The sequence below is a fragment of the Streptomyces sp. NPDC094032 genome (genome assembly GCF_040303965.1).
In the GTDB taxonomy this organism is placed as follows: Bacteria; Actinomycetota; Actinomycetes; order Streptomycetales; family Streptomycetaceae; genus Streptomyces.
The window spans coordinates 67,568-85,477 of the sequence record NZ_JBEOUE010000017.1; the positions used below are offsets into that span (position 1 = coordinate 67,568).

Genomic DNA, 17,910 nt, shown 5'->3' on the forward strand with positions numbered 1-17,910 from the left:
CCTGCCGGTGTGATCGCGCGCACGTTGCGTAACCATCCGGTCGGCGCTGCACTGGGGGGATGCTGACGCGAATCGACCACATCGGAATCGCCTGCCGGAACCTCGACGAGACCGTCGCGTTCTACAAGGCCACCTACGGTTTCGAGGTCTTCCACGAAGAGGTCAACGAGGAGCAGGGCGTCCGCGAGGCCATGCTCAAGATCAACGAGACCTCGGACGGCGGGGCCTCCTATCTCCAGCTCCTGGAGCCGACCCGGGAGGACTCGGCGGTGGGCAAGTGGCTCGCCAAGAACGGGGAGGGCGTGCACCACATCGCCTTCGGCACGGCGGACGTGGACGGCGACGCGGCGGACATCCGCTCCAAGGGCGTGCGGGTCCTGTACGACGAGCCCCGGATCGGCTCCATGGGCTCGCGCATCACCTTCCTCCACCCGAAGGACTGCCACGGCGTCCTGACGGAACTCGTCACCTCGGCGGAGCCCTCGGCTGACCACTCCTCAGCGGAGCACTGACCTCCGGATTCCCGGCCCGGTAGAGTGGGCGACTCCGGGCCGGGGCCGGTCGGAGCCGTGTGCGCGCGGCGCCGAAGTCGGGATGTCGGGGTCGTCCGATCTGCCACGATTCCCCGGGGGTCCGTCCTCGGCCGTGGGGGCGTGACCACTGGAGTTGCGACCAGGGTTGGGGTCTCCCCTGCTCGAAGAGCTCGGGGAAGGATGGGACCGCGCAGTGCGGGGCTACGAACGCCAGGAGAGCCAGCGAGCTGAAGACGACCATCTCTCGCGGTTCGAAGCCGAGATGGACCGGCTGAAGACCGAGCGGGAGAAGGCCGTCCAGCACGCCGAGGACCTCGGCTACCAGGTCGAGGTGTTGCGCGCCAAGCTGCACGAGGCGCGCCGCACCATCGCGTCCCGGCCCGCCTACGACAGCGCGGACATCGGCTACCAGGCCGAGCAGATGCTGCGCAACGCGCAGGCGCAGGCGGAGCAGCTGCGCCAGGACGCCGAGCGCGAGCTGCGCGAGGCGCGCGCCCAGACCCAGCGCATCCTCCAGGAGCACGCGGAGCAGCAGGCCCGGCTCCAGTCGGAGCTGCACACCGAGGCCGTCACGCGCCGCCAGCAGCTCGACCAGGAGCTGAACGAGCGCCGCCAGACCGTCGAGGCGCACGTCAACGAGAACGTGGCGTGGGCCGAGCAGCTGCGGGCCCGTACGGAGTCGCAGGCCCGCCGGCTGATGGAGGAGTCCCGCGCCGAGGCCGAGCAGTCGCTGGCCGCCGCGCGCACCGAGGCGGTCCGGGTGGCCGAGGAGACCCGGCGCCGGGTCGGCACCGAGGCGGAGACGGCCCGTGCCGAGGCGGAAGCGATTCTGCTGCGTGCCCGCAAGGACGCCGAACGGATGCTCGGCGCCGCCTCCAGCCAGGCGCAGGAGGCCGCGAGCCACGCCGAGCAGTTGCGCTCGGCGACCACCGCCGAGACGGACCAGGCCCGCCGCGAGGCCGTCGAGCTGTCCCGGGCCGCGGAGCAGCGCGTCCAGGAGGCCGACGAGAAGCTGCGTGAGGCCCGTACGGAGGCCGAGCGGGCGCTGAGCGAGGCCAAGGACTCCGCGGCGAAGCAGCTCGCCACGGCCGAGTCCGTCAACGAGCAGCGCACCCGGACCGCGAAGGCGGAGATCGCGCGCCTGGTCGGCGAGGCCACCAAGGAGGCCGAGGCCCTCAAGGAGCAGGCCGAGGAGAAGCTGCGCGAGGCGACCGCCGAGGCCGAGAAGCTGGTCTCGGAGGCCTCGGAGAAGGCCCGTACGGTCGCGGCCGAGGACTCCGCCGCCGCGCTGGCCAAGGCCGCGCGGACCGCCGAGGAGGTCCTGAGCAAGGCGTCCGACGACGCCCAGGAGACCACCCGCAAGGCGGCCGAGGAGGCCGAGCGGATCCGCCGCGAGGCGGAGACCGAGGCGGACCGGCTGCGGTCCACCGCCGAGGAGCAGGCCGACGAGCTGCTGGGTTCGGCGAAGGACGACACCCAGGAGTACCGCGCCAAGACGGTCGAGCTCCAGGAGGAGGCGCGCCGGCTGCGCGGCGAGGCCGAGCAGTTGCGGGCCGAGGCCATCGCCGAGGGCGAGCGGATCCGCGGCGAGGCCCGGCGTGAGGCCGTGGGCCAGATCGAGGAGGCGGCCAAGACCGCCGAGGAGCTGCTGACCCGGGCGCGTACGGACGCGGAGGAGCAGCGGACCAGCGCGGGCGCCGAGAGCGAGCGGGTCCGCGGCGAGGCCATGGAGCGGGCGCAGACCCTGCGTACCCAGGCCGAGGAGACGCTGGAGCGCACCCGGGCCGAGGCCGAGCGGATGCGCGCCGAGGCGGAGGAGCAGGCGGAGTCGGTCAAGGAGGCGGCCGAGGAGATCGCCGTCGCCGTGCGCGACGAGGCCGAGCGGGCCGCGGCGGCGCGGCAGGCGGAGGCCGCCGACGAGCTGGCCCGGCTGCACACCGAGGCGGAGACGAAGCTGTCGGCCGCAGGTGAGGAGCTCACCGACGCGCGGGCCGAGGGCGAGAAGATCCGGCGCGAGGCCGCCGAGGAGACCGAGCGGCAGCGATCGGAGGCCGCCGAGCGGGTCCGTACGCTCCAGGCGCAGGCCGAGCAGGAGGCCGAGCGGCTGCGGGGGGAGGCTTCCGAGGACGCGTCCACCGCGCGTTCCGAGGCGGAGTCCGCCGCCACGGCGCTGCGCGAGGACGCGGAGCGGGAGGCCGAGCGGCTCAGGTCCGAGGCGCAGGAGACCGCCGACCGGGTACGGGCCGAGGCCGCGTCCGCCGCCGAGCGGGTCGCCGCCGAGGCCGCGGAGGCGCTGGCCGCCGCGCAGGAGGAGGCCAACCGGCGCCGCCGGGAGGCCGAGGAGACCCTGGACTCGGCGCGTTCCGAGGCCGGCCGGGAGCGCGAGCACGCCCGGGAGCAGAGCGAGGACCTGCTGGCCTCCGCCCGCAAGCGGGTGGAGGAGGCGCAGACCGAGGCGCACCGGCTGGTCGAGGAGGCCGACGCCCGCGCCACGGAGATGGTCTCCGCCGCCGAGCAGACCGCGCAGGACGTGCGGGACTCGGTCGCCGGGCTGCGCGAGACGGCCGAGGAGGAGGTCGCGGGGCTGCGCAGCGCCGCCGAGCACGCGGCGGAGCGCACCCGTACCGAGGCGCAGGAGGAGGCGGACCGGGTCCGCGCCGACGCGTACGAGGAGCGGGAGCGGGCCACCGAGGACGCGAACCGCACGCGTGGGCGCGCGCAGGAGGAGTCCGAGGCGGCGAAGGCGCTGGCCGAACGGACGGTGACGGACGCGCTGGCGGAGGCGGAGAAGCTGCGGGCGGACACCGCGGAGTACGCGCAGCGGGTACGGACCGAGGCGACGGACTCGCTGGCCTCGGCCGAGCAGGACGCGGCCCGCACCCGCGCGGACGCCCGCGACGACGCCAACCGGATCCGTTCGGAGGCGGCCGCCCAGTCGGAGACGGTGGTCGGCGAGGCCCGCGCGGAGGCGGAGCGGATCGTCACGGAGGCCGAACAGGTCCTCGACGAGGCCCGCGAGACCGCCGACAAGCGCCGCGCGGACGCCGCCGAACAGGCCGACACCCTCATCGGCGAAGCCACCACCGAAGCCGAGCGCATCGTCACGGAGGCCGAACAGGTCCTGGACGAGGCCCGCGAGACCGCCGACAAGCGCCGCGCGGACGCCGCCGAACAGGCCGACACCCTGGTGGCCGAGGCGACGGCGGAGGCCGAGCGGATCGTCACGGAGGCCACGGAGGTCCTCGACGAGGCCCGCCAGACCGCCGACAAGCGCCGCACCGACGCCGCCGAACAGGCCGACACCCTCATCGGCGAAGCCACGGCCGAGGCCGAGCGGATCACGACCGAGGCGGCGGAGCTCCTGGAGAGCACCGAGCAGGACGCGGCGCGGCTGCGTACCGAGGCCGAGCAGGTCAAGGTGGACGGGGAGGCGCACGCGCAGGCGCTGCGTACGGCCGCGCTTGAGGACGCCGACCGGATCCTGGACGACGCGCGGCAGGCGGCCGACAAGCGGCGGACGGACGCGGCCGAGCAGGCCGACGCCCTGATCGCGGAGGCCTCGTCGGAGGCCGAGCGGATCACGACCGAGGCCGCGGAGCTCCTGGAGAGCACCGAGCAGGACGCGGCCCGGCTGCGTACCGAGGCCGAGCAGGTCAAGGCCGACGGCGAGGCGGAGGCGGAGGCGCTGCGCGCCGCGGCCCGCGCCGACGGCGAGCAGGTCCTGGACGAGGCCCGGCAGGCGGCGGACAAGCGCCGCGCGGACGCCGCCGAGCAGGCCGACACCCTGGTCGGCGAGGCCACGGCGGAGGCCGAGCGGATCCGCGTCGAAGGGGAGCGGGCCGGCGCGGAAGCCGAGGCGGCGGCCGAGGAGATGCGCTCCGAGGCGCGCGCCGAGGCCGACCGGACGCTCGACGAGGCCCGCGAGGCCGGCGCGAAGAAGCGCGCGGACGCGGCCGAGCAGGCCGACCAGTTGATGGCGAAGGCCCAGGAGGAGGCGCTGCGCGCCACCACCGAGGCGGAGACGCAGGCGGACACGATGGTCGGCGCGGCCCGCAAGGAGGCCGAGCGGATCGTCGCCGAGTCGACCATCGAGGGCAACTCGCTGGTGGAGAAGGCCCGTACGGACGCCGACGAGCTGCTGATCGGGGCGCGCAGCGACGCCACGGCCATAAGGGACCGCGCGGAGGAGCTGCGGGGCCGGGTCGAGGCCGAGGTCGAGGAGCTGCACGAGCGGGCGCGGCGCGAGTCGTCCGAGCAGATGAAGACGGCCGGCGAGCGCGTGGACAAGCTGGTGAAGGCGGCGACCGAGCAGCGCGCCGAGGCCGAGGAGAAGGCCAAGGAGACGCTCTCCGAGGCGAGTTCGGAGGCGAGCAAGGTCCGGATCGCCGCGGTGAAGCGGGCCGAGGGGCTGCTGAAGGAGGCCGAGCAGAAGAAGGCCTCGCTCGTCGCGGAGGCGGAGAAGATCAAGGCGGAGGCGGAGGCGGAGGCCGAGCGGACCGTCGAGGAGGGCAAGCGCGAGCTGGAGGTGCTGGTGCGCCGGCGCGAGAGCATCAATGCCGAGATCTCCCGTGTCCAGGACGTCCTCGAAGCGTTGGAGTCTTTCGAGGCGCCGGGCGGTGGGGCGAAGTCCGCCGGTGCCCCGTCGGTCAAGGCGGGCGCGTCCGCGGGGTCCACTCGTTCGAGTGGCAAGTCCTCGGAGAGCTAGCCACTCAAAAGGCTGGACATTCTCCAGATCAAACGGGCATACGCTCGATGACACGCCGCTCGGACCCCTAGGATTCCCTCTAACACCTCACCGGTCTCATTCGACAGGAACCCCATGAGCGACACTTCCTCCCCCTTCGGCTTCGAGCTAGTGCGGCGTGGTTACGACCGCGGTCAGGTGGACGACCGCATTACCAAGCTGGTCGCCGACCGTGACAGCGCGCTGTCCCGGATCACCTCTCTGGAAAAGCGCATCGAGGAACTCCACCTCGAAACGCAGAACGCCCAGGCCCAGGTCAGCGACGCCGAGCCGTCGTACGCCGGTCTCGGTGCCCGGGTCGAGAAGATCCTCCGGCTGGCCGAGGAGGAGGCGAAGGACCTGCGTGAGGAGGCCCGTCGCGCCGCCGAGCAGCACCGCGAGCTGGCCGAGTCGGCCGCCCAGCAGGTGCGCAACGACGCGGAGTCCTTCGCGGCCGAGCGCAAGTCGAAGGCCGAGGACGAGGGCGTCCGGATCGTCGAGAAGGCGCAGGGCGAGGCCAACTCGCTGCGCTCCGAGGCGCAGAAGGACGCGCAGTCGAAGCGCGAGGAGGCGGACGCCCTCTTCGAGGAGACCCGCGCCAAGGCCGCCCAGGCCGCCGCGGACTTCGAGACCAACCTGGCCAAGCGCCGCGAGCAGTCGGAGCGGGACCTGGCCGCGCGTCAGGCGAAGGCCGAGAAGCGTCTCGCCGAGATCGAGCACCGGGCGGAGCAGCTGCGCCTGGAGGCCGAGAAGCTGCGCACGGACGCGGAGCGCCGGGCCCGTCAGACGGTGGAGACCGCGCAGCGCCAGGCCGAGGACATCGTGGCCGACGCGAACGCGAAGGCCGACCGGATCCGCAGCGAGTCGGAGCGCGAGCTGGCGGCGCTGACGAACCGCCGCGACTCGATCAACGCGCAGCTGACCAACGTCCGCGAGATGCTGGCCACGCTGACCGGTGCCGCGGTGGCCGCGGCCGGTTCCCCGATCGACGACGAGCGGACCGCGGGCGTTCCGGCCCAGCAGTCGCGCTAGTCGCCGGCGGCCCCGGGGCCGCCCGGAGTTCCCGAAAACCCCCTGTCATTCCGGTGGCGGGGGGTTTCGCGTGCCTTTAGGTTGGTACGCATGATCGAGCTTGAGGGCCTCACCAAGCGGTACGGGTCGAAGGTCGCGGTCGACCGTCTCAGCTTCACCGTGCGGCCCGGGGTGGTCACGGGCTTCCTGGGGCCGAACGGGGCGGGCAAGTCGACCACGATGCGGATGATGCTGGATCTGGACAACCCGACGAGCGGGACGGTCCGGATCGACGGCAAGCACTACCGGGAACTCCAGGAGCCGCTGAAGTACATCGGGGCGCTGCTCGACGCCAAGGCGATGCACGGCGGCCGCACGGCGTACAACAACCTGCTGTGCCTGGCGCAGTCGAACCGCATTCCGCGGCAGCGGGTCGACGAGGTGCTCGATCTGGTGGGTCTGACGGCGGTCGCGCGGAAGAAGTCGAAGGGCTTCTCGCTGGGCATGGGCCAGCGGCTCGGTATCGCCTCGGCGCTGCTCGGCGACCCCGAGATCCTGATGTTCGACGAACCCGTCAATGGTCTGGACCCCGAGGGAATTCACTGGATCCGCAATCTGATGAAGGCGCTCGCCACGGAGGGCCGGACGATCTTCGTTTCCAGTCATCTGATGAGTGAAATGGCGCTGACGGCGGATCATCTCATCGTCATCGGGCAGGGAAAGCTGCTGGCCGACACGTCGATGGCGGATTTCATCCACCAGAATTCCCGGAGTTACGTACGGCTCCGCTCTCCGCAGCAGGAACGTCTGCGGGACCTGCTGCACGCCAACGGATTTGTCGCCGTCGAGGCGGGTGGCGGGACGCTGGAGGTCGACGGCACGACGACGGAGAAGCTGGGCGAGCTGGCGGCCTCCCACCAGATCGTGCTGCACGAGCTGAGCTCCCAGCGGGCCTCGCTCGAAGAGGCGTTCATGCAGATGACGGCGGGTGCGGTGGAGTACCACGCGCACGGGACGGACGTACACGGCGGCGGGGGCGTGCCCTACGCCCCGGCGGACGGGCCCCGCTGGGGCGAGAGCTTCGAGGGAGCCTGATCGATGGCAGCGGCATCCGCGGTCCTCCAGTCGGAGTGGACCAAGATCCGGACGGTTTCGTCGACGGTCTGGACGCTGGCGAGCGCCCTGCTCGTGACGGTGGCGATGAGCGCGGCGCTGTGCGCGCTGATGAGCTCCCAGTACGCGAAGCTGTCCGACGTCGAGCGCGCGACCTTCGACCCCACGTTCCTCAGCTTCTCCGGGATGGTGCTGGGTCAGCTGGCGATGGTGGTCTTCGGCGTCCTTGTGGTCGGCACCGAGTACTCCTCGGGCATGATCCGCACCTCCCTGGCCGCCGTCCCGCAGCGTGCCAGCTTCCTCTTCTCGAAGATCGCAGTGGCCGGCGTCCTCGCCCTCCTCGTGGGCCTGGCGACCAGCTTCCTCTCCTTCTTCCTCGGCCAGGCCCTGCTCGGCGACCACCGCACCACCCTGGGCGCCGACAACGTGCTGCGCGCCGTGGTCGGCGGCGGCCTCTACATGGGCCTGATCGCGATCTTCTCGATGGGCGTGGCGACGATGCTCCGCTCCTCGATGCTGTCCCTCGGCATCCTGGTCCCGTTCTTCTTCCTGATCTCCCAGATCCTCTCGGCCGTCCCGAAGGCCAAGGAGGTCGCCCGCTACTTCCCCGACCAGGCCGGCGCCAAGATCATGCAGGTGGTGCCGGACGCGATGGGCTCGGACAAGGCCCCGTACGGCCCCTGGGGCGGCCTCGGCATCATGCTGATCTGGGTGGCGGCGTCCCTCCTGGGCGGCTATCTGGTCCTGAAGAACCGGGACGCGTGAGCGGGGCGGGCACCCGGGGCGGCGCCGGGGGCGGTACGGCCTCCGGCTCGTCGAGCAGTTCGTCGAAGCGCGCCCAGCCCTCCCACCGCCACACGTCGACCGCCGAGTCGGCCTGGAGCGGTACGAAGCGGCCCCGCTCGAAGTCGTCGGCGTCGAGGTCGAACCAGCGCTCGTCGGCGACCTCGGTGCCGAGGCCCACGGTCCGGGCGGTGAGCCGGACCAGCAGCTTCACCCCCACGGATGCCGTGAGGTCCTTGCCCTGGATCTCCCGGAAGGGGAGCGTCGGCACGGCCGCCTCCACGGGGATCCACACCGTGAACGGGGCGCCCCGCTCGACGGCCAGCCAGGAGCGCTCGTCGGCGGGCTCGCCCTTCTCGTCGAGGACTTTGAGCCATTTCTTGTAGATCACCAGGCTGCCGTCGTGCGGCGAGCGTTCGAGATAGCGCAGATGGGCCCGGGCCCGCAGGTCGACGACGGTCAGGTTGTCTAGGTGGTTGTAGAAGCGGACGGCGATGATCGCCTTGTCGCTGCCGGCGTGCCGGGCCGCGTAGTCGGGGAAGTCCGCCGTCGACGCGTACGAGATGCTGGCCCGTCTGCGCCAGACGAAGGGGCGCAGGGCGAACAGCTTGATGAGCACGATGCCGAGCACCACGGCGGGCGCGAGCGCCCCCGTCACCGAGGCCATGGTGGCGAGCCCCTGGTGGACGAGGTTGCCGTCCTGCGGGCTGAGATTGTCCGTGCCGACGCAGGCGCGCAGGGCCTCCAGGACCGTGCCGACCACTCCCTCGACGTCGCCGAAGCGCTCGGCGACGCTCTGCGGCGAGTCCTCGGCGAGGGTCCACACGGTCGCGATGAGGCAGGCCAGGACCAGCAGGAAGCCCAGCGTCATGCCCATGAGCACATGCACGGACCGCCCGGCGATCCACCAGCGAACCGATGTCCGATATCGCGGGTGTGGACCGCGCCGCCGTCCCACCCATCCCGGTACCCACTTCAACTCCACTTCCCCCCAAGCGAATTGACGTGTCAACAGGAACATTCTGCCGTCCGCGCGGGCGTGTGCGGTATACGCCTGCAGACGGGTCCCGTACCCTCGGCCCAGGCGGCGCCGGCGGGTCCGGCCCCCTTCACCGCCCCGGCACGACGTCGAAGGACCCACTGATGGATCGCAGCCTGGCAGCCCTCGGTCTCGACGACGTCGCCGCCGAGCGGCCCCTGGTCTATCCCGGGCGCCCCGCCACGGAACCCTCCCTCCTCCTCGGTGACGAGCTGCTGCCGCTCGCCGTACGCCCGGCCCGGCTCGGCGACTGGCCGGTCGAGGACAACGGCGGGCTCGACGAGACGCTGGCCCGGAACGGGCAGGAGACGGCCGGGCGGCGCCATCCGGTGATCTCCGTGGGGTCCAACGCCTCGCCGGGCCAGGTCCGCCACAAGCTGCGCCGGCTGAAGCTGCCGGTCTCGGTCCCGATGGTCCCCGTGCGGGTCCGCGGGATCGGCGTCGGCTGCTCGGGGCACATCAGCCCGGCCGGCTACGTGGCGGGCACCCCGTACATCGACCCCGCGGCGACCAGCACGCTGGTGGTGACCTGGCTGGACGCGGCCCAGCTCAAGGCGGTCGACGACACCGAGTTCCCCGACTACCAGCGGGCCATCCTGCCGGGGGACGCCTTCGAGATGACGATGCCGTCCGGGGAGCGCCTGAGCGGCGCCTACATCTACTTCAGCGCGCACGGGATGCTCTCCCTCGGGGAGGCGCCGCTGCCCGGCGGCGGTGACCAGCGCGACCTGCTGGCCGGGCTGCTCTCCCGCTCCCCGCGGCTGCGGGAGCTGCTCGGCCCCGACCCGGACAGCTGGGTCGAGCGGGCCGGCGCGGAGTCGGCGGTGCGCTCCCGGGGCACGACGATCTTCGGCGAGGAGGGCTGGGTGCTCCCGCAGACCGAGTTCCTCCCCTATGTCGACGACTCCGTCGAGCTCCGGCCGTACGACGCCCTGCCCCCGCTCGCCGGGTCGCTCCCGCCCGTCGCGGGCACGGAGAGATAACGGTTTCCGCTTCGTCGGAACCGTCAACGGCTGGATAAGCTCGTAGCTCATACGGGGGGCTCCGGCCGTCGGCCGTCACGCCCCGAGGACGACCTGACCTGTCGATGGGGCTGGAGAATGATCGAGGCAGTCGGCCTGACGAAGCGCTATGGCGCGAAGACGGCCGTGTACAACCTTTCCTTCCAGGTGAGGCCGGGGCATGTCACCGGGTTCCTGGGCCCCAACGGCTCGGGCAAGTCGACGACCATGCGCATGATCCTGGGGCTGGACACGCCGTCCGCCGGGCATGTGACGATCGGCGGGCACCCGTTCCGGCAGCTGCCGAACGCGCCCCGGCAGGTCGGCGCGCTGCTGGACGCCAAGGCCGTGCACGGCGGGCGCAGTGCGCGCAACCATCTGCTGTCGCTCGCGCAGCTCGCCGGGATCCCCGCGCAGCGGGTCGACGAGGTGCTGGGGGTCGTGGGGCTCCAGGACGTCGCCAAGCGGCGCTCCAAGGGCTTCTCGCTCGGCATGGGGCAGCGGCTCGGGATCGCGGCGGCGCTGCTCGGCGACCCGCAGGTGCTGCTCTTCGACGAGCCGGTCAACGGTCTGGACCCCGAGGGCATCCTCTGGGTGCGCAACCTGATGAAGAAGCTGGCCGCCGAGGGGCGGACGGTCTTCGTCTCCAGCCATCTGATGAGCGAGATGGCGCTGACCGCCGACCATCTGATCGTGATCGGCCGGGGGCAGCTGCTCGCCGACATGAGCGTGACGGACTTCATCTCGGCGAACTCCGCCGACTTCGCCCGGGTCCGCACCCCGGGCACCGAGCCGCAGCAGCGGGAGAAGCTGACCACGGTGCTCACCGAGGCCGGCGGCCAGGTGATGTCCGAGCCGGACGGCGCGCTGCGGGTGACCGGGCTCGCGCTGCCCCGGATCAGCGACCTGGCGCACGGGGCGGACGTGCGCCTCTGGGAGCTCTCCCCGCACCAGGCCTCGCTGGAGGAGGCGTACATGCGGATGACGCAGGGCGCCGTCGACTACCGCTCGACCGACGACCGGCTCGCCCACCTCCAGGCGCCGCAGCCGCAGCCGCCGTACGGGCAGCCGCAGCCGGAGGCGTACGCCGTCCCCGAGGTGCCGCAGCAGGGCTGGTACGCCCCGCCGCCGCCCGGACAGAACCCGTACGCCACCCCGCAGAACCCCGAGGACGCCCGATGAGCACCCCGTACGCGTACGTCTCCCCGATCCCGGTCCGCAAGGCGCACCTGGGCGACGCGCTCGCCTCCGAGTGGACCAAGATCCGCTCGGTGCGCTCCACGATGTGGACGCTGGGGGTCATGGTGCTGCTGATGCTGGGCATCGGTCTGGGTGTCGCGGCCATCGCCTCGGCCTCCAACGCCCCCATGGGCGAGGAGTCCGCGCTCGGCTTCGGCTTCTTCGGGATGCTGCCGGCCTCGATCTGCGTGATCACGCTGGGCGTCCTGACGATCGCCTCCGAGTACGGCACCGGCATGATCCGCACGACCCTCACGGCCTGCCCGAGCCGGGCCCGGGTGCTGACGGCGAAGGCGCTCGTCTTCTTCCTGCTGGTCTTCACGGTCACCACCGTGGTCGCCGCCCTGGTGGCGGTCGCGCAGGTCGCCATCGTGGACACGGCGGCGACGCCGACCGCGGCCGAGTGGCTGCGGGCGACGGTCGGGGCGGGCGGCTACCTCGCCCTGCTCGGCCTGCTCTCGCTGGCGGTGGGCACGCTCATCCGGCACTCGGCCGGCGCGATCACGGTGATGATCGGTCTGCTGCTGCTCCCGCTGGTGGCGGCGCTCTTCATGTTCTCCGAGGCGCTGAAGTCGGTGCAGGAGTTCCTGTTCACCTACGCGATCCCCTCGCAGATGATCGCGCTGTACAGCACGACCGCGCCCTTCGGGGAGAACGGTCCGGCCGGCTGGGAGCCGGTGCTGATCATGGGCGGCGTCACGGCGGTGGTGCTCGGCGGCGCGTACGCCCTGCTGAACAGCAAGGACGTCTAGGCCCCCCGGGCCCCGGGCTCCGGCCCCCGGGCCCCCGGCCTCAGTACTTCGGCGCGTTGCGGGACCGCTGCACCCGGCTGGTGCGGCGGTCCTTCGCGTTCCAGCAGGCCTTGTGCCAGTGCCTGCGGTCCTCCACTCCCCCGTACTCCGGCCAGGCCACCACGTGCGGGGCGCCGCCGGGGATCTCCTGGTCGCAGCCGGGGCAGCGGTAGCGCTTGCCGGGCGCGCTCGCGCCCGCGACATGGCGGACGTACCACTCCTCGCCCTGCCAGGTCTCGCTGCGCTGCGAGCCGCCGTACCGGTCGCCCTGCTCGTCCTGCGGATCGGGATTCGCACCGCCTCGGGCGCGGTTGTGGCGCGGGGACACTTCGACACCTCACGGGGGCGTAGACACATACGGGCACGGAAAGTTCCGTCCAGCCTACGGGCCGCGACGGGGTCGGTCCGCACCCGCCCATGGCGGATCAGCCGAAAATCGCAAGAACTTCATGAACGCCCGTTGCCTTTGGCACGTGTCAGACGTTGTTGCCGGTACGAGGGGGAGTTCGCGAGGGGGAGAACGCGTCGGCCGCAAGGAGGCAGAAGGCGATGCGCGTGGGTACGTTCGTGCTGGCCGCCCAGTTCCCGGGCCAAGGTCAGCAGGAGGCGCTGCACCGGGCGGTGCGGACCGCCGAGGCGGCCGAGGAGGCGGGGCTCGACTCCGTCTGGCTCGCCGAGCACCACTTCGTGCCGTACGGGGTCTGCCCGTCGGCGGTCACCCTGGCCGCGCTGCTCCTCGGGCGCACCCGCCGGCTGCGGGTCGGCACGGCGGTCAGCGTGCTGCCGAACGCGCACCCGGTCGCGCTGGGCGAGCAGGCGGCGCTGCTGCACGTGGCCTCCGGGGGGAGATTCACCCTCGGGGTGGGCCGGGGCGGGCCGTGGGTGGACCTGGAGGTGTTCGGCGCCGGCCTCCCGGCGTACGAGGCGGGCTTCCCCGAATCGCTCGACCTGCTGCTCCGCTGGCTGCGCGAGCCCCGGGTCGGCGCCGAGGGGGGACGGTTCGCCTTCCGTGAGGTGGCGGTCGTGCCCGGCCCCGGCGAGCTGATCGGCGGAGCGGCCTCGCCCGAGGTGGTGCTCGCCTGCACCTCCCCGAAGAGCGTGCGGCTGGCGGCCGAGCGGGGGCTGCCGATGCTCCTCGGCATGCACTGCGGGGACGAGGAGAAGGCCGAGATGGTGGCCTGCTGGGAGCGGTACGCCGGGGAGGCGGGCCGCTCCCGCGACGAGATCGGGCGGATCGGCGCCGGGCATGTCTCGGCCGGTGTGGTCCAGCTCGCGGACCGTGCGGCGGACGCGGCGGAGGCCCTGGTGAAGGCGATGCCGGGCTGGCTGAAGCAGGGGCTTGACGCCCATGTGACGGTGGACGGCAGACACCGCGCGATGCGCGATCCGGTGGCGTACACGGAGCTGCTGTGCGGGCTGCACCCGGTGGGCACGCCACGGCAGGCGGCGGACCGGCTCGCGGCGACGTCGGAGCGCACCGGCATCACCCGCTTCGCGCTGCTCGCCGAGGGCTCGGGCGAGCTCGCCGCCACCGAGGAGAACGTGCGGCGCCTGGGCGCCGAGGTGCTTCCGCTGCTCGCCAGGCCCGCGTGAGGGCGGGGCAGGACCGTGCTGCCGCTCCGGCGTCTCTTCGCTCTCCCGGGACGCGGAGCGGCAGCACCAGGCCTTGTCAGCAGTCGCGCAGCTCGGGCGACTGGTTGAGCAGCTGGCCCCGTATGGAGGTGAAGCGGGCGAGCCGCTCGTCCACGGACGGGTCCAGCGGGAAGACCGCCACGCGGTGGCAGTTCTGGAAGGCGAGACGCACCCCGAAGTGCCGCTGGAGCGCACCTCGGATGGCATCGCTCGCCAGCGCGCGCAGCAGCTGACCACGTGCCTGCTCGTCCGGCGGGGGCGTCTGGTTGTCGGCGAACTCGCCGCCGTCGACCTTCAGCTGTGCCACCAGAGAGCTGATCATCTCCCATGCGTAGGGCAGGGAGGTCCGGACGCAGTCGACGAAGTCGGCTTCGTCGACCTCGCCTCGCTCGGCCTGTTCCAACAGCGCCGGTGAGACGTCGAGCGACATGGGTTCTCCTCTCGCGACCCCGACGGGCGGGGCCTTGCGGGCAGGGACAGAGGCCGGCGACACGCACGCAGCGTGCACGGGCGACGACCTCCTGTCTTCCACGGTAAGCGCGCCGGTCTGCCCGCACCAGGAGATTGGGCACACAACCGGCCAATAAGTGACGGTCGTTGGGCGCGCGCCCGGCGGGCGTTACGGCCCGAATCGCGTCGGAAGGCGTCCGTCTTGTAGCGTTGCGGACCATGCGTCTCGTCATTGCCCGCTGTTCCGTGGACTACGCGGGCCGGCTCACCGCCCACCTGCCCTCCGCGCCCCGTCTGATCCTGGTCAAGGCAGACGGCAGCGTCTCCATCCACGCGGACGACCGCGCGTACAAACCGCTCAACTGGATGTCGCCGCCGTGCACCCTCAAGGAGGGCGTCGACGGTGAGGCGGGCATCTGGACCGTGATCAACAAAGCGGGCGAGAAACTGATCATCACGATGGAGGAGATCCTCCACGACTCCTCGCACGAGCTCGGTGTCGACCCCGGCCTGATCAAGGACGGCGTCGAGGCGCACCTCCAGGAGCTGCTCGCCGACCGCATCGAGACGCTGGGCGAGGGCTGGACGCTGGTCCGGCGCGAGTACCCGACGGCGATCGGCCCGGTGGACATCCTGTGCCGGGACTCCGACGGGGCGACGGTCGCGGTGGAGATCAAGCGGCGCGGCGAGATCGACGGCGTCGAGCAGCTGACCCGCTACCTGGAGCTGCTCAACCGCGACCCGCACCTGGCGCCGGTCAAGGGCATCTTCGCGGCCCAGGAGATCAAGCCGCAGGCGCGGGTGCTCGCCAACGACCGCGGCATCGACTGCGTGGTGCTCGACTACGACGCGCTGCGCGGCATCGAGGACGACAAGCTGCGGCTGTTCTGACCGTACGGACAGAGGTACGAGAAGGGCCCGGGTGCGACAGGCACCCGGGCCCTTCTCGTACGCGGGTCAGGCCGGGTTCCCGCCGGTGGTCGCGGTCTCGGAGCGGGAGGCGGAGGCGGTGTCGCTGGGGTTCTGCGTGGGCGGCGTCGTCGATGGGTCGGTGGTCGGCGGTGTCGTCGTCGGCTCGGTGGTCGGCGGCTTGGTCGTCGGCGAGGGGGTCGGGGACTTCGTGGGCGGCGTGGTCCTGGTCGGCGACAGGGTCGGCCGCGGCGGCGCCGTCGTGGTGGCCGCCGGGTCGCTCGGGGTGGCGCTGCCGGTCGCGGACGGGGAGCCGCTGGGGGTCGCCGGGGTGCTCGGGGAGCCGGTGCCGCCGGGGGTGGCCGTGCCGGTGGGCGCCGGGGCGCCCGGGTCCGAGGGGCGGCTGGTGGAGTCCTCGGTGGGCTCCTCGTCGCCGGGGGTGCCGTCCCCGGTGCCGTCGCCCTGGTCGGCGGTGCTGTCGGAGGTGACCCGGTCGTCGGCGGGGTGCTCGTCGTTGCCGGAGGTGGCGCCGATGGTGACGACGGTGCCGAGGACGGCGACGAGCAGGGCGCCCGCGCCGACGGCGGCCAGATTGCGGCGGGCACCGGCGAGGATGCCCTTGCGCAGCCCGGGGCGGCCCTCGTCCCGGCGGCGGTCCGCGAGGTGCTCCGGGGTGGTCAGGACGGTCGGGGCCTCGTCCGGGAAGGCGGCGAGGGCGGCCGGGAAGCCTGCGGTCGGCACCGTCGGCGGGGCGGGCACGGGGCCGGGGCCGGGGAGGCCGGAGAGGCCGGTCGGCGCGGCGAGGGCGGGGAAGGCGGGCTTGGCCGTGAGCGGGGCGGCGACCGGGACGCCCCGGGGCGGCGAGGCCGGGCCCTCGCGGCGGGTCGGCAGGGCGGGCGGGGCGGGCGGCGCGGGCTCGACCGGGGTGGTCTCGCCCGTGAGGTCGGCGACGAGCGCGAGGGCGCGGCGCCCCGCGACGGTGCCGCGCTTGTCGGCGAGGGCACCGCGCAGCCCGATGGAGGCCTCCAGTTCGGCGCGGGCCCGCTGGAGGCTGCCGGCGCAGAGCGCGAGGATGCCCAACTCGTGGTGGAAGTAAGCCTCTTCGGCGACCTCGCCGGCCCGCCGCGCGGCTTCCTGGCCGCTGCGCAGGGCCCGCTCCCAGGCGCCCCAGTGGAGGCCCGTGGCGAAGGCGGGCGCGGCGGCGCGGGCGAGCAGGACGGCGGTCTCGGGGTGCTCGGCCGTGCTGCCGGGGACGAGCGCGCCGAGGGCGGCGAGCAGCGCGTCGGCCTCGGCGGTGGCGCGCTCGGGGGTGACGGACGGGTGTCCGGCCCACCAGGCGTAGTGCTGGGCGACGGTGTGGGCGCGGCCGGTGGCGTCCTCCTCGTACCCCTGGGCGAGGAGCTGGGTGAGGACTCCGGCGGCGAGGCGGTAGCGGGAGCCGACCGGGGAGAGCAGCCCGCAGCCCATGAGCTCGCCGACGGCCGCGTCGGCGTGGGTGTCGCCGACGAGGGCGGGCAGGTGCGCCTGGTGCGGCACCTCGCCGCCGAGGGCGACGGCGAAGCGCAGGGTGTCCTGGGCGGCGCGGCTGAGCCGGGAGGCGAGCAGGGAGGCCGGGGCGGCCGCCTCGCCGAGGCTGGGGAGCGGTATCGCGCGGACCTCCACATCCGGGTCGTCGGAGTCGGCGACGGGCTGGGCGGGCGCGGGGAGGCCGGAGGGTCCGAAGGCCTCCTCCAGGGCGCCGAAGGCGTCGAACTCGGCGGGGCCGATCCGGAGCCGGTCGCGCTGCCGGAGCAGGGCGGCGGCCTGGACGAAGCGCAGCGGCAGGCCCTCGGACTCGAACCAGAGGTCGCCGGCCCAGTTGGACTCCTCCTCGGTGAGGGTCCGGCCGACGGCGCTCTCCAGGAGCTCGACGGCGGCGGGGCGGCCGAGTCCGGTGAGCACGACCTCTTCGAGGGCGGCCTCGGGCGAGGCGGCGGGGGCGTCGGGGGTGACGCCGAAGACGAAGGCGCAGTCGGGGGTGGCGGCGAGCAGGTCGTCGAGGGCGGTGCCGCCGAACTCCAGGTCGTCGACGAGGACGATCGCGCCGATGCGGCGCACCTCGATGAGGAGTTCCTCGCGGTCGGGCCGGAACCCGGGCGCGTACTGGACGGTGTGGAAGAGCTCGTACAGCAGCTCGGTGGGGGTGCGGTGGTGGCCGGAGAGGTGCACGACGCCGTCGGGGGCGATGTCGGCGCAGTCGGCGGCGACGGCGGCGAGGAGGGTGCTGCGGCCGGAGCCCGCGGGTCCGGTGAGCCGGGCGGAGCGGCCCCGGGTGAGGTGCTGGACCAGGAGGTCGCGCTGCTCCTGGCGTTCGAGCAGGGGCAGGGCGGGGGCCGCGGGGCCGGGCGGCACCGGGGGCGCGGCGGCGCGGGCGGCCTCGGCGCGTTCCTCGGCGGTGCGGCGGCGGGGGGCCGGGGGCTGTTCGCCGGGCGCGCAGACCTCGATCTCGCTGCCGTCGACGGGGTTGACGGTGAGCAGCAGACCGCCGGCGACGACGCGTGCGGTACGGACCCGGGCGGCGGCGGTGGACACGGGCACGAGCGCGGCGCTGGGGCCGGAACGGGCGTCCTCGCCCTCGGTGTCGTGACCGTACTCCTCGGGTCCCCGGTTGATCGGGTCCATGGTCGAGCTCCCAAGCGGCGGGCGA

The 17,910-nt window shown here is 73.3% G+C and carries 14 protein-coding genes; 10 read left to right on the forward strand and 4 right to left on the reverse strand.

What is annotated here, in order from left to right:
* The first annotated feature begins 59 nt into the window (after positions 1 to 59).
* The 5 genes from mce (at position 60) to ABTZ54_RS23295 (ending at position 8,145) form a co-directional block, all read left to right on the forward strand.
* Positions 60 to 512, forward strand: a complete 453-nt coding sequence (mce, locus tag ABTZ54_RS23275) for a methylmalonyl-CoA epimerase (RefSeq protein ID WP_351666290.1) — start codon at positions 60 to 62, stop codon at positions 510 to 512.
* Positions 513 to 726: 214 nt separating this feature from the next.
* On the forward strand, positions 727 to 5,238 hold the full coding sequence (gene scy, locus ABTZ54_RS23280; protein WP_351666292.1) for a polarized growth protein Scy: 4,512 nt from the start codon (positions 727 to 729) through the stop codon (positions 5,236 to 5,238).
* A 114-nt stretch (positions 5,239 to 5,352) separates the two neighbouring features.
* Positions 5,353 to 6,288 (forward strand): coiled-coil domain-containing protein, encoded by a 936-nt coding sequence (locus ABTZ54_RS23285; protein WP_351666294.1) that lies wholly within the window; start codon positions 5,353 to 5,355, stop codon positions 6,286 to 6,288.
* A gap of 90 nt (positions 6,289 to 6,378) precedes the next feature.
* Positions 6,379 to 7,362: an ABC transporter ATP-binding protein gene (locus ABTZ54_RS23290; protein WP_351666296.1), complete on the forward strand. Its 984-nt coding sequence runs from the start codon at positions 6,379 to 6,381 to the stop codon at positions 7,360 to 7,362.
* Between the two features lie 3 nt (positions 7,363 to 7,365).
* Positions 7,366 to 8,145 carry an ABC transporter permease gene (locus ABTZ54_RS23295; protein ID WP_351666298.1) on the forward strand — a complete coding sequence of 260 codons (780 nt, stop codon included), beginning with the start codon at positions 7,366 to 7,368 and terminating at the stop codon, positions 8,143 to 8,145.
* Here ABTZ54_RS23295 and ABTZ54_RS23300 read toward each other — a convergent pair.
* Entirely contained in the window at positions 8,078 to 9,040 is a 963-nt protein-coding gene (locus tag ABTZ54_RS23300) for a hypothetical protein (protein ID WP_351666300.1), read from the reverse strand. The two genes, ABTZ54_RS23295 and ABTZ54_RS23300, sit on opposite strands and share 68 nt — an antisense overlap.
* Before the next feature lie 266 nt (positions 9,041 to 9,306).
* On the opposite strand from ABTZ54_RS23300, the gene ABTZ54_RS23305 reads away from it, so the two are divergent.
* From ABTZ54_RS23305 to ABTZ54_RS23315, 3 genes are all read left to right on the forward strand, one after another.
* Positions 9,307 to 10,185 carry a hypothetical protein gene (locus ABTZ54_RS23305; protein ID WP_351666302.1) on the forward strand — a complete coding sequence of 293 codons (879 nt, stop codon included), beginning with the start codon at positions 9,307 to 9,309 and terminating at the stop codon, positions 10,183 to 10,185.
* A gap of 117 nt (positions 10,186 to 10,302) precedes the next feature.
* Positions 10,303 to 11,385 carry an ABC transporter ATP-binding protein gene (locus ABTZ54_RS23310; protein WP_351666304.1) on the forward strand — a complete coding sequence of 361 codons (1,083 nt, stop codon included), beginning with the start codon at positions 10,303 to 10,305 and terminating at the stop codon, positions 11,383 to 11,385.
* Positions 11,382 to 12,194 carry an ABC transporter permease gene (locus ABTZ54_RS23315; protein ID WP_351666306.1) on the forward strand — a complete coding sequence of 271 codons (813 nt, stop codon included), beginning with the start codon at positions 11,382 to 11,384 and terminating at the stop codon, positions 12,192 to 12,194. Before ABTZ54_RS23310 ends, ABTZ54_RS23315 begins: the two co-directional genes overlap by 4 nt.
* A 40-nt stretch (positions 12,195 to 12,234) precedes the next feature.
* On the opposite strand, the gene ABTZ54_RS23320 is transcribed toward ABTZ54_RS23315, so the two are convergent.
* On the reverse strand, positions 12,235 to 12,561 hold the full coding sequence (locus ABTZ54_RS23320; protein WP_351666308.1) for an Rv1322 family protein: 327 nt from the start codon (positions 12,559 to 12,561) through the stop codon (positions 12,235 to 12,237).
* Positions 12,562 to 12,782: 221 nt separating this feature from the next.
* Between ABTZ54_RS23320 and ABTZ54_RS23325 the strand changes: the two genes are divergently transcribed.
* The gene (locus ABTZ54_RS23325) at positions 12,783 to 13,826 is read left to right on the forward strand and encodes an LLM class flavin-dependent oxidoreductase (protein WP_351666310.1); all 1,044 of its coding nucleotides are present in this window, start codon (positions 12,783 to 12,785) and stop codon (positions 13,824 to 13,826) included.
* A 76-nt stretch (positions 13,827 to 13,902) separates the two neighbouring features.
* Here the strand turns inward: ABTZ54_RS23325 and ABTZ54_RS23330 are convergent, their stop codons facing one another.
* Positions 13,903 to 14,295: an SCO5389 family protein gene (locus ABTZ54_RS23330; RefSeq protein WP_351666312.1), complete on the reverse strand. Its 393-nt coding sequence runs from the start codon at positions 14,293 to 14,295 to the stop codon at positions 13,903 to 13,905.
* Between the two features lie 239 nt (positions 14,296 to 14,534).
* On the opposite strand from ABTZ54_RS23330, the gene nucS reads away from it, so the two are divergent.
* Positions 14,535 to 15,206: an endonuclease NucS gene (nucS, locus tag ABTZ54_RS23335; RefSeq protein ID WP_351666314.1), complete on the forward strand. Its 672-nt coding sequence runs from the start codon at positions 14,535 to 14,537 to the stop codon at positions 15,204 to 15,206.
* Positions 15,207 to 15,272: 66 nt separating this feature from the next.
* Here nucS and ABTZ54_RS23340 read toward each other — a convergent pair whose 3' ends face one another.
* Positions 15,273 to 17,885 carry a P-loop NTPase family protein gene (locus ABTZ54_RS23340; RefSeq protein ID WP_351666316.1) on the reverse strand — a complete coding sequence of 871 codons (2,613 nt, stop codon included), beginning with the start codon at positions 17,883 to 17,885 and terminating at the stop codon, positions 15,273 to 15,275.
* Positions 17,886 to 17,910: the final 25 nt, after the last annotated feature.